The 12,063-nt window shown below is 58.7% G+C and carries 9 protein-coding genes and 1 pseudogene; 3 read left to right on the top strand and 7 right to left on the bottom strand.

The annotated features are described in order from the left end of the window. From RMO15_RS25640 to RMO15_RS25625, 4 genes and pseudogenes are all read right to left on the bottom strand, one after another. Positions 1–378: pseudogene (locus RMO15_RS25640) on the bottom strand (hypothetical protein); the annotation flags it as partial. Positions 379–436: 58 nt separating this feature from the next. Beyond that, entirely contained in the window at positions 437–874 is a 438-nt protein-coding gene (locus RMO15_RS25635) for a hypothetical protein (RefSeq protein ID WP_309719438.1), read from the bottom strand. Between the two features lie 12 nt (positions 875–886). Further along, positions 887–2,098 carry an enolase C-terminal domain-like protein gene (locus RMO15_RS25630; protein WP_309719436.1) on the bottom strand — a complete coding sequence of 404 codons (1,212 nt, stop codon included), beginning with the start codon at positions 2,096–2,098 and terminating at the stop codon, positions 887–889. After that, entirely contained in the window at positions 2,095–2,874 is a 780-nt protein-coding gene (locus RMO15_RS25625) for a sugar phosphate isomerase/epimerase family protein (protein WP_309719433.1), read from the bottom strand. Before RMO15_RS25625 ends, RMO15_RS25630 begins: the two co-directional genes overlap by 4 nt. 72 nt (positions 2,875–2,946) lie before the next feature. Here RMO15_RS25625 and RMO15_RS25620 point away from each other — a divergent pair, with 72 nt between their 5' ends. Continuing rightward, positions 2,947–6,192 carry a family 78 glycoside hydrolase catalytic domain gene (locus RMO15_RS25620; protein WP_309719430.1) on the top strand — a complete coding sequence of 1,082 codons (3,246 nt, stop codon included), beginning with the start codon at positions 2,947–2,949 and terminating at the stop codon, positions 6,190–6,192. A 29-nt stretch (positions 6,193–6,221) separates the two neighbouring features. Here the strand turns inward: RMO15_RS25620 and RMO15_RS25615 are convergent, their stop codons facing one another. Both RMO15_RS25615 and RMO15_RS25610 read right to left on the bottom strand, forming a co-directional pair. Further along, on the bottom strand, positions 6,222–6,614 hold the full coding sequence (locus RMO15_RS25615; protein WP_309719428.1) for a hypothetical protein: 393 nt from the start codon (positions 6,612–6,614) through the stop codon (positions 6,222–6,224). 67 nt (positions 6,615–6,681) lie between these two features. Beyond that, positions 6,682–8,007 carry a GGDEF domain-containing protein gene (locus tag RMO15_RS25610; RefSeq protein WP_309719425.1) on the bottom strand — a complete coding sequence of 442 codons (1,326 nt, stop codon included), beginning with the start codon at positions 8,005–8,007 and terminating at the stop codon, positions 6,682–6,684. 116 nt (positions 8,008–8,123) lie between these two features. On the opposite strand from RMO15_RS25610, the gene RMO15_RS25605 reads away from it, so the two are divergent. Then, positions 8,124–9,029: a GNAT family N-acetyltransferase gene (locus tag RMO15_RS25605; protein ID WP_309719423.1), complete on the top strand. Its 906-nt coding sequence runs from the start codon at positions 8,124–8,126 to the stop codon at positions 9,027–9,029. A gap of 39 nt (positions 9,030–9,068) precedes the next feature. Here RMO15_RS25605 and RMO15_RS25600 read toward each other — a convergent pair whose 3' ends face one another. After that, positions 9,069–9,773 (bottom strand): RsmE family RNA methyltransferase, encoded by a 705-nt coding sequence (locus RMO15_RS25600; protein ID WP_309719420.1) that lies wholly within the window; start codon positions 9,771–9,773, stop codon positions 9,069–9,071. Positions 9,774–9,857: 84 nt separating this feature from the next. On the opposite strand from RMO15_RS25600, the gene RMO15_RS25595 reads away from it, so the two are divergent. Further along, positions 9,858–12,063, top strand: a 2,206-nt coding sequence (locus tag RMO15_RS25595) for a hypothetical protein (RefSeq protein WP_309719417.1), incomplete at its 3' end; no start/stop codon positions are given.

The following is a 12,063-nucleotide window of genomic DNA, read 5'->3' as shown; positions in this document are numbered from 1 at the left end:
GCTTTCTGGACGCAGGGTGCCGCCCGTAAACATCGCCAGAATCACTGCGAGCACTCCCGCGAGAGCCAGAAACAGAGCAATATCCACCAGCATCGCTCCGAACCGGGGGGCCAGTGGCGCGTGCTCGATGGCCTGCTGTTCGACATGGAGGACGGGAATGACCTCGTAGTCTTGGTCGTGCTCGGGAGAGATTGCCCCCTCCGGCGCACAGCCCTCACAGAATATCTGCTCACCGAGTGCGTGGGCACAGCGCTCACACAGCAGGGAGGCACACTGGCCGCAGTTTGCCGTGGCCTCTTTGTTGGCATGGTTGACACAGGCGATCTTCCCCGCCATTGCGGGATCAATTAACTCTCGTTTACACTTAACACAGACCACTTTTTCCGTTTGATTTGCAGTACCACAGTGTCGGCAGGCTACCATTTTTTCCGCCCTCCTAGGGTTTTCCTATTTTGCCTGAGACTCTCTGGTGGCGCAAGTAGGCATTACTTTCTGCATTGCCCGATGCTCTGTCTGCCCAAGTTTCTAGGGGACTGGCATCGTGGCCGTTTTGAGGGAAGATAAGATAGCCCCAGGCATAGCCTAGCAGAGTCAGTGGGAGATACAGTGGCCCCAGAATCCGGCCCTGCGTTGCATGCACGAGCTCATGGCGGTAGATATTATCGGAGAGTTTCTGTGAACAGATCACCACATCGCCGATACACATGCCGGAAAAATAGCGCCGCCCAAATGTCTCCGCAATCCAGCCACCGTCAACCACCACGACTCGGTTCTCTCTATCCCAAGTGACGCTCCCACCCAGCCCAAAAAACAGCCCGATCAGGGTGTTAGGCAGCGACCACAGATGACCAAGAAAGAGCGAGACAGAGCGCATGGCAGAGAAATCCTAGCTTAGATCGCAGCTTGCACCGGGCTCTTGTGGGACTTTATAGACCCCATTTTCCACTTGTGCCGGGTGGACAAAGTGGGGCTTCAGGTGCGGAATATGCTCCAGAAAGACGGGCTCTTGGCCCAGCACAATCGCGTTGAAGAGCACCAAGTGCTGGTGGAGCTGCCCCATATCCCCGACATGCGGGACGATAGGCTTGCCGAATTTCTTGGCGAGCAGGCTCACCGCCAGAAACTCACTGACACCGGCGAGGCGCACCGCATCGGCTTGGACATAGGCAAGCGCGTCGGCCTGGAGGTAGTTTTTGAAGACAATCCGATTGGGAAAGTGCTCCCCGGAGGCGATGCGACCAGGGACAATCTCTCGGTTGAGTCGCTGGTGCGCCAGAAGATCATCGGGGTGGGTGGGCTCCTCAATCCAGAGGGGACTGAGTGAGGCAAGCGCCTTGCACGCCACCTCCGCCTCGGGCAGACTCCATTTTTGGTTGGCATCACACATCAGGCTCGCCGCGTCCCCGATGGCATTGCGTACTAGGGTTGCGCGGCGTAGATCGCGTGCAAAATCGTCGGAGCCCACTTTCAGCTTGAGCGCGGTGAAGCCCGCCCCAAGGCTTTTTTTGATGTTCTCTGCGAGCTGGGTATCGTCGTAGCCCAGCCAGCCCGCCGACGTATCGTAGCCGGGGTAGCCGTCGGTTAGGAAGTGGATCTGCGTGTGCGGCTGGCGCAAAAACTCCAGAGCTTGCTCTTTTGTGAGCGCATCGTCTAGGTAGCTGAGATCCAACGTCGCCAAGAGTGCCTCAGGCGCGAGGTCGAGAAGTAGCTTCCAGAGCGGGACACCGCGCGACTTGGCCCAGAGGTCCCAACAGGCGTTGTTGAGCGCTGCCAGGGCAAGCTGCACCACTCCCTTATGCGGCCCGAGCCAGCGCAGCTGTGGGTGATCGGCGAGGCGGCGCTGGAGTGTCCCCAGCTGGGCCATCAACTCCTCAACCTCCAGCCCAACCAGCGGCTCCGCAAGCAGCTGGATCGCCTGGCAGACCAGCTCATTGCCGCCACCAAGAGTAAAGGCCAGCCCCGTGCCCGTTATGCCCCTATCCGTATGGAGTAGTGCCGTGGCGTAGCTATAGACCGGGTTGGTATGGAGCGAGTCTGTCCCCGCACCGTCGGCGAGGGGGAAGCGGGCATCCCGCACCGTGACTTTAGTGATCGTCACGCGCGGAGTGCCTCCAGAAACTCTCGGTTGCGCTGAGCGCTGGCTGTCATCTCGGCGAGCGTCCCTGTCTGGCAGCACTCCACCATCACCGGCCCCGTGAAGCCCTCTGCGGCAAGCACTTCAAAAACGCTTTCAAAGTCTACGATGCCCTCACCAAATTCCAGCATCACGTCGCCGCGTGGCACAGCACAGTCCTTGGCGCAGAACCCGCTCGTGCGCGAGGCCACCCGCTGCGCCTCGGTCACGGGGTCTTTGCCTGTGTAGTGGATGATATTTCCCGCATCGTACCAGAGGCTGACATTGGGATGCGCGATCTGATCGAAGCAGTGTTCGATCTCGTCTGCGGAGGCCGTGCACCCGCCGTGGGGCTTGAAGACCACCTGAATCCCGTGTGGCTCGGCGCACGTTGCCGCAAAGCGGGTGGCGGCGTACCAGCGGGCGAACTGTGGCTCGTGGTCAGCGCCAAAGGTCATTAAATACCGTACGCCCAGCGCCTTCGCGCTCTCCACCTGCCGGGCAAGACTCGCAAACGCTTCGTCTTCCGTGGCGCTGTGATCCACGTGCAGACACGCCAGGTTCGCCGTCAGCCCATGCGCCGCCAGCCGCGCACGGATCGCCGCTGTGTCCATGCCATCGAGGGCCAGCGAAACATCCGCCACCCCACCCAGCAGCCCGACCACCGAGTAGCCCGCCGCGGCGACTCCCGCTAGCGCCTCATTGAACGAAAACTTACCCCAAGGGCGCACAAACGCCCCGATCTGCCACGTTGCTTCCATACGAGAATTATGCCCTCCCCCGGCGCTTCGCGCCACCCCCTCCCGATAACGGGAGAGGGGGATAATCTCTCCATGCGGCGTTTCTTTTACGGCTGGATTGTCTTGTGGGTGGCAGCACTGGCGATGGTGGGAACCTTGCCAGGGCGAACACAGGGCCTTGGGCTGATTACCGAGCCTCTATTAAAAGACTTTGGGCTGGGGCCACCAGGGATTGTAGCCCGGCACGGGCTTTGCGGCGCTTGCGCCACCAGACGCCCCGTTCACGGGGCGGCAAGGTATAATTCCCCCATGACTCGTCACACCCTTTTTGCCGTTGCAACTCTTGCGTCGCTCGTCGCCCCCGCCAATGCCGTGCTTACAGTGAGCCGCTTGCGCTGTGAGTACAAGACCAACCCCTTGGCCATTGATCTCGCCAAGCCGCGTCTCTCATGGATCGTGGAGAGCCGCGAGAAAGGCCAGAAGCAGACGGCCTATCAGATCATGGTGGGCACGGCTCCCGGAAAGGCAGACTTGTGGGACACGGGGAAAGTGCTCTCGGACGAGACGATCCAGATTCCCTACGGTGGCCAAGCGCTGGAGAGTGGGCAGCAGGCATTCTGGCAGGTAAAGGTCTGGGACGCAAAGGGCAAGGCAAGTGTCAGTAGCCTAGCACACTGGACCAAGGGCCTCGGGGCAAATGATTGGAAGGCGCAGTGGATTCAGGCCGCGCTCCCCAAAGTGGCCAGTGCGCTGCCACCCATTACGCTGGAGGGTGCGAGCTGGATCTGGCTGGCCAGTGATCCCGAGACACCCCCTGCAGGCAAGCGTAGCTTCCGTGTTCCGTTCGAGGCGCCTGCTGGAGCCAGCGCCCGGATCGCACTGACGGCGGACAATAGCTACGCGGTGGCAGTCAATGGAAAGAACCTCGCCACGGCCAAGGGGAGCGACTGGAAAGTCTACAACACCTACGATCTGAAAGATTTGCTGGTGGTGGGGGGCAATACCGTGGTCGTGACGGTCACCAACGAGGGGGATACGCCCAACCCGGCAGGGCTGATTGCCAAGCTGGTCGTCAATGGGAAAGAGTACCCGACAGGCAAGAGCTGGGAAGGCAGCGTCGCTCGGCGTGCCTGGGAACCGGTAAAGATTCTAGGTCCCGCAGGGATGGCGCCCTGGGGCAAGGCGGAGCCGGGGGGGAGTGGGAATAACGCGATGACCCCACCGCCGCACTTCCGCAACACGTTTCGGGTAGAGAAGCCCGTCAAGAGAGCACTGCTCTATGCCACGGCGCTGGGGGTCTATGAGCTGGGGCTCAATGGCAAGCCGGTCAGCGACGATGTGTTCTCGCCGGGCTGGACGGAGTACAAGAAGCGCGTTCACTACCTGACCTACGACGTGACCAAGCAGCTCACGGTAGGAGCCAATGAGCTCCAGGCTCAGCTGGGCGACGGTTGGTACGCGAGCTACCTGGCCTTCACCGGGCGGCGGCGCTACTACGACGGCGATCCGCGCTTCAAGCTCCAGCTCAATATCGAGTATGCGGATGGCACGACGGCCACGGTCGGCACAGGGCAGGACTGGCAGTGGGCCTACGGACAGATTCTCACCTCGGACATGCTGATGGGCGAGGAAGTGGACACGCGCAAGGCGGCGACCGACTGGAAGCCGGTGCAGACACTGACCAATCTCCCGATTGCCGTCGAGGCGCACCCTGGTGAGCCGATTCGGCCTGCCGCACGGATTCCCGCTATCGCTCGCACGATGACCAAGCCAGGCGTCTATGTCTACAATCTTGGGCAGAATCTCACCGGCTGGGCCAAGCTCACGGTCACGGGCAAGCCGGGGCAGATCGTCACCGTACGCCACGCTGAGCGCCTGAATCCCGATGGCACGGCCTACTTTACGAACTTGCGCGCCGCAAAGGCCACGGATACCTATATTCTAAAGGGCGGCACGCAGACACTGGAGCCCAAGTTCACGTTCCATGGCTTCCAGTATGTCGAGATTACGGGTCTGGATACTGCGCCTGCCGCAAAAGACGTGGTCGGAGTTGCGGTGCACTCGACGATGGCCGACACGCTCACGTTTGACTCGGACAACAAGCTGCTCAACAAGCTCACGGAGAATATTGACTGGGGCTTCCGGGGCAACGCGCTGGACGTGCCCACGGACTGCCCCCAGCGCGACGAGCGTGCGGGCTGGACGGGCGACGCGCAGGTCTTTGCGAAAACCGCGATGCTCAACCGGGACACGGCATCGTTTTTTACCAAGTGGCTGGTGGACCTGATCGAGGACGGCCAAGGGGCTGATGGGGCGCTCCCCGATGTCGCGCCCTATCTCTCGATGGTTGGTCGTGGCAACGCGGCGTGGGAAGACTCGGGTGTGGTCATCACCTACCGCATGTACGAGATGTACCAGGACACGCAGGTCATTCGCACACACTGGGCCGGGCTGACGCGCTTCATGGAGCACCTCAACAAAGTCGCCCCCGACGGCATCCGCCAAGTGGGTGCCTACGGTGACTGGCTGCTCCTAGACGAGCCACAAAAATCGGCGATTCACGGCACGGCGTATTATTTCTACTGTGCCAAGCTCATGGCGACTATGGCAGATGCCATCGGCAAGCCCGATGAGGCAAAGAGCTACCGCGCTCTCGCCGAGAAAGTGAAGACGGCTTTCAACGCCAAGTTCGTCGGGCCAAACGGCGAGGTCACCGACAATGGGAAAGCCTCCCAGACATTCTATGCTCTCGCGCTGGGCTGGGATTTACTTCCGAAAGAGAAGCGAGCAGGGGCGCAGAAGCAGCTGGAAGGCTTGCTGGCGGCTAAGAAGAACCACCTCGCCACAGGCTTTATTGGCACACCCGTTCTGCTCTTTGCACTGGATGGCGTGGGGCGCACCGATCTGGCCAACCAGCTCGTCCTCAACGACGACTACCCGTCGTGGCTCTACCAGGTCAAGCTCGGCTCGACCACGATGTGGGAGCGCTGGGACGGCTGGACCCCCGAGAAAGGCTTCCAGAGTCCGGGGATGAACAGCTTTAACCACTACTGGCTTGGCTGCGTCAGTGAGTGGCTCACCACGGGCTTGGTCGGAATCGACACCGATGGTCCCGGCTGGAAGAAGCTGACTATCAAGCCCCGCTTCAACACCGTGCTCAACCACGCCAGCGCCAGCTACGACTCCATCCGAGGCAAAGTCTCCGCAAGCTGGAAGAAAAGCGGCGGCAGCGCGACAGTCACGGTGACCATTCCCGCTAACACTACTGCAAGGCTAGAGCTTCCCGGTAAGAACGAGAACCTCAGCTCGGGCACCCACACGTTTACCGTGAAGTTGTAAAAGAGCCAGGCTACCCTGCCTGGCTTCGGCTATAACTTCGCCAAGAGCAAGGTGCAGATATCGCTGTCGCGGAACATACCGTCGGTTTGGAGGGCGTAGGCACAGTGCATCTCTAAAATGCCGCCTTCAAAGGTCATCTGCATCTTAGACTTGTCCTTGACATTTTTGAGTTTGATGAGTGTCAGCCCCTCGCGCACGGCTTCTTTGCCCATTTCATCCAGGCAGATCGTCCTCAGTGCCATGTTCAGCCGGTGGCAGGAGAGATTGTCCAGAAAGTTCAGTCCCTCTAGATCCTCTGCCAGGCTTTCCCAGTCCACCTCATAGGGAACTGCTTTGCCGCAGATATCCTCAATTTCTTGGACACGCTCCGGGAGGGTCGTCTCCTGTAGTTCCTTGATTTTTCGTCGTTCTATTAGTCCCATAGCCAAAAAGCTCCTTACGGTATGGGATGATTATACAAGGTATTGTCAAAGAATTACTCGGGTTGGCTCAGGCGGCTTTTTTGTGGTTTTCCGAAGAGACAATGAGGCTACGGCAGACGCGGTTGCGGGTCTTTTTGGCCTGGTAGAGTGCCACATCGGCGGCATCGACAAGCTCTGCGGTCTTGGTCATGTTACTGGTGCGCTCGGCAACACCAATGCTGATGGTGACACCACGGTGCTTCCAGGGAGCTGCCTGAATCGCCGCACGGATACGCTCGGCGAGGCGTGTGGCCTCCTCTTCGCCTGTGTGGGGCAGGAGAACAAGAAACTCCTCACCGCCGTATCGTGAGGCAAAGTCAGAGATACGGATACTGTGCTGGAGAAGTGTCCCAATCGTCTGGAGAACGGCATCGCCTGCCTGAGACCCAAAGCTATCGTTGTAAGCCTTGAAGTAGTCTAAATCCATCAGAAGAACGGCGAAGGGCTCGTTGTAGCGCAGTGCGCGGCTCCACTCGATATTAAATCGCTCATCCAGGGTACGGCGATTATTAAGGCCCGTCAGTGCGTCACGGGTTGTGGTTTGCTCAAGCTGGGAGTTGGCACTCTCCAGCCGCCGATTAGCCTCCTCAAGCTGGGCATTAACGGCTTCGAGCTGCTTGCTGGTAACAGTATGCTGCTTATGGGTGGCCTGGAGCTGCTGCTCCAGCTGACGGAGCTGGCTAAAGAACTGGAGGATTAGGCCCAGAGAGATCAGGGTTCCCAGGACTCCCACCAAGAGAACATCCGCCGTTCCACTGCCACTGGCACGGGCATCTTCTTCGAGGGTGTGGGTAAGCTTCTCCGCCGCCTCGCGCATTCGTAGCGAAGTGGATAGGCTGAGCTTGCCCGGTTTTACGGTCTCCTGGTAGAACGCTTGCCAAGCCGGCTCCATGGTCTGAACTGCGAGCGGAGCGCTTTGCTTAATCTCTTTACGGATCTGGCTCATCCGTGCAAGGTCTTTGCGTAGGTCGCTTCCTGGTTTCTGGCTGAGTTGAATATAGGAGCGCAACGCCATGGTCTGAAGCGTGCCTGCCAATCGTGTGGTACGGAGTGCTTGGACACTGCCTCGTGCCTCTTGCCAGGCAAAGAGCATCATTCCCGAGGGAAAGAGGCAGATGAGCACAAGTACCGTCAGCAAGAGGGCCCCGTAGCGATTGGTAACGGTTGAAGGCGTGGCGAGGAAGCGGCCCAGTAGCCCCATCAGGAGAGGAAGGACATCCACCATCCAGAGCCAGGGGGTGCCCCGTTGTGCCAACCAGAGTCCCATTGGCAGAGGGGTGCCCGCCTGAAGCGCCACAAAAATCGTGGCGAGTACCGGGAAAAGTAGGCCAATGGGAAGCAGGAGGCTCGCCAAAAAGGGGCGTCCTTGAAATTTTTGTTTGGGCGAAGCGTTCCTCATCAGAACTCTATTATGGGTTGTTGAGGGTGTGCTATGGAGGGCATTTTGTGCCCAAGGGAGAATCTGTGACTATGGAAACGATCACACTGCGCCGCCTCCAGCCGAGCGAATGGGCCGCTGAGGCGCAGCTTATCGCACTGTCTACCAATGCCTGGTACCAGGCTAGTGGCAAGCCCGCGATCTTTACTGGCAATCTCCAGGACTGTGAAGTCTTCTGCCAGGTCTACGAAGGGCTTGACCCTGGCTGCTGCATCGTGATGGAAGAGATCCCGACAGGCAAGCTCGTGGGCTCATGCTTCTATCACCCACGCCCCACACATATCTCGGTGGGCATTGTCAATACCCACCCGGACTACTTTGGCCACGGTATCGCCCGCCGGATGCTGGATGAGGTCATCGGGATTGCGGAGAGCGAGAAGAAGCCCTTGCGCCTGGTCTCCTCGGCGATGAACTTGGACTCGTACTCGCTCTACACCCGCGCGGGTTTCGTGCCCCGGATGCTCTTTCAAGACATGCTGCTCGCCGATACCTCGCGCTTGCCTGCTCCCGATCCCCGCATCCGCCCCGTCACTGCCGCCGATATTCCCACCTTAGTCGCTCTCGAAAAAACGAAGTCGGGTATAGACCGCGAGCACGACTACGCTTATTTTTGTAAAAACGCGCTGGGAATCTGGAGCGGCTCTGTCTGGCAAGAGAGCGGCGTGATCGGGGGCTTTCTCTTTGCCGTGGCATACCCCGCTAGCAACTTACTCGGCCCTGGCTTTGCCAAAACCGAGGAGATCGCTGCCGCACTGCTGGCTGCGGAGCGCCGCAAACACCCCGCCAACCCCGTTTTTCTGGTTCCCGCGCACTGTGAGAAGCTCATCCAAACGGTCTACCGCTGGGGAGCCCGCAACTGCGAGCTGCATGTCGCCCAGATACGCGGAGCCTGGCAAGAGCCCGAGGGCGTGGTCTTCCCCACATTCCTACCAGAATAGCACCTCTCCCCCAGCCCCTCACCTAAAGGCAAGGGGAGCTTAGAGAAGCTTTGCGAGGGCGGCGAGGGCGGCGGTCTCGGTGCGGAGGGTGCGTGGCCCGAGGCTGGCCGCTGTCGCGCCTGCACCGAGAATTGCCTTCTTTTCCAGTGCCGTAAAGCCACTTTCGGAGCCGACAAAAATGCCAAGATCTTGCCCTCCTGTCCCCGATAACGGGGGATTGGCAGCATCTTCGTCGAGGAGAACGAGGGCACCCTTGGCGAGAGTGAGGGCCTCTTCGAAGCTGCGGACGTAGGTTATTGAGGGGAGGATGCCGCGCCCGGACTGCTCTGCGGCGTTGCGAATCAGCTCTTCCCAGCGCTCCACCTTGCGGGTGATCCGGTCGCGGTCTTCCATGCGGGCCTGGGCGCGCTCGCTGGGAAAGAGCACAAAGCCCACCGCGCCCAGCTCCGTGCCGTGCTGCAAGACCTGCTCGACTTTATCGCCGGTCTTAGGAAAGGCCTGAAAGACCGTCACGCGTCGCTCGGGCTCGGTGTTCACGGGCTCCCAGGCGCTGGTGAGCCGCGCGGATACTTTGCGCTTTCCCAGAATCTCCAGCGTCGCGAGCGCCCAGCGCCCCTGGCCATCGTGAAGGCGAACCGTCTCATTGCGGTGCATTTTCAGGACATTGACCACATGGTGGGTCTTGTCGTCGGGGAGGTACTGTAGCTCTCCCACAGTGGGTTCAATAAAAAAACATTGGGGCATTGTGTTATCTACGTTCTTCAGGCACTATATCGTACTTACACAAAGTGCCCACGGTTTGTCAACGTCTTGAGGATAGGATCTAGCATGGAAGAGCAAAAAGATAAAGTTGCGAAAGTTGCCGTTGTTGTTATTCACGGTGTTGCTTCACAGACCCCTGCCCATAACCCGCGCATGGTGACAAAGCTCTTACAGGGACTCACGTTTCGTGATTTCGAGGGTAGAGAGCAGAATGACTTTCCGAAGCAAGACACCGTGGCAGAGAGGCCCCAGCGCAAGCGCTATAGTGGCTGGACGGAAGAGACATTTCAGATCGCCGCTCAGCCGGAGAACAGCGACCTCAGTGATCCTGAAAACGCTTCGGAGGACTTAAAGTTCACAAGGAAGCTCTTGAAGGGCTACAAGCCACCCTCACAAGACGGGATCTACAGCACCACGAAGTTTTCGGGTAAGCGCCTCTTTGGAAACCGTGAGCAGGGAAGCGGCGAGACCCCTGTGGATGTCTATGAAGTCTACTGGAGTGATCTGTCGAGTATTGGCAATCAACTCACACGCATTCTAACGGGCTTCTACAGCCTGCTCTTTCATCTGACTGAGTTAGGGCGACTGACTCTTGCTCACGCTGGGAAGTCTCTCGAAGGCATCTACACACTTCATGCGACACTAGGATGGCTCTTGGGTAGGGTTCTGCCCTTGTTGTTTCTGCCGGTCGTTCTTCTCTTGATCGGGCAGATTCTGCTTGCTTTTGAGACAACGGCGCAGCGGGTGTTTCTGGCACTGATCCCGGCAGTTGCGGGACTTGCGTGTGCTATCCTGCTCCTTATCAAGAGAACCACGAGGTGGGCGCTCCTTTTAAGCCTGCTCGGAATTGTGGTGGGAGTGCTACTTTTCCAGCCCTGGCTACAAACGCCAAGATGGTTGGGGGAGGGTATTCCTCCCGAGTTTGCGTCTTGGCAGCGCTACTGGGGCCAGTGGCTTCTTGGTGCCTGGCTACTGATCTCCACGGGATCTCTTATCGTTCTGCCTAAAAAACTTCAGGACTACGCCCCTTCGCTCCGGTCGTTGATAAATTGGGAAGAGACCAATGAAAATACGTCCTGGGATAAGTGGGCTCCGCCACTCATGGCTCTGGTGTGCCTCGGGCTCGGATGGCTGGTTTTTCAGGGGACACTCCCGTCTATTACGCTGGAGCAAGCTCCCGCAAGGGTACTTTTTCACGTCTCTCTATTCTGCTACCACGGCTGGTTGGTCGGGCTGATGATCGTTGCAGTCTTGCTTCTGGTAAATGGTGTTTGTCTGGCGATCAAGGGAAAAACAGCAATAAAGGCACGAGGAACAGCGCTGATTACCTCGGTGATTCCCTTTGCGCTGTCGATGTGGGCAGGGAACGCGCTCTTGGCACTGGGGGCAAAGCTTATTTTTCTGTCTTGTCACCTCAACCTCACGTCGCAGACCTTGCAATCGCTGATGGTGGAAAAAAGAGACTCACTGCCAAAGTTGGAATTACTAAGAAAAATAGCAAGAGCGGCGGACTACATCTTCGCTCCACCGGAGCTCGGAATCGTTGCGGTTATTGTTCTGGGAGTTTTTTCCCTTATCGTAGTGCTGGCGCTGCTACCTTCGATCGTGACGGAAGGCAGCGCTCCCCGCTCTGGTAAAGCGAGTATGGAGTCTCAGGGGCGCTGGCTCTCTTGGGGATACAAGTGCCTTTGGGGAGCACTTGCTCTACTTCTCATCGCCGCAGCAATGGAGTGGGGAGCAAGCTTCTATATTACGAAGGTTCTAGTACCACCCGCTCAGCATATCTGCGATAGCCTGATATCGAATGGGGGAGTGACCTCGAAAGACCAGCACGATGCACTGAACTCCAGTATCGTCATAGGCTCGACGGGAGCACTACTGGTTCTTGGTTTTCTTTTTCAGGGCAAGCGCGTGGCGCAGGTTCTGGGCTCCATTGTGGGAGTGGCGATTGATGTGGATAACCACCTGCGGGATCTCCCTGCTGACCGAACCCCTCGTGCTCGCATCTTCAATCGCTATGTCTCCCTCTTGCGCTACCTGGCGCGGGAGGACTACAGCAAGATCGTCATTGTCGCTCATAGCCAGGGCAGCGTTATCACCGCTGACCTTTTACGCTATCTAAAAGCAACAAGTCCCTCGCAACACTCTGCGCTGAGCCACCTTCCCCCCATAAGACTCTTTACCATGGGCTCTCCTCTACGCCAGCTCTACCAGCTCCGCTTTCCAACTCTCTACAAGTGGGTCACGGAGCGAAACGATGGCCCCGACTCTA

The organism is Armatimonas sp., assembly GCF_031410135.1.
In the GTDB taxonomy this organism is placed as follows: Bacteria; Armatimonadota; Armatimonadia; order Armatimonadales; family Armatimonadaceae; genus Armatimonas.
The sequence above is the reverse complement of the archived record's forward strand: the minus strand, read 5'-3'. Positions and strand labels throughout refer to the sequence as shown.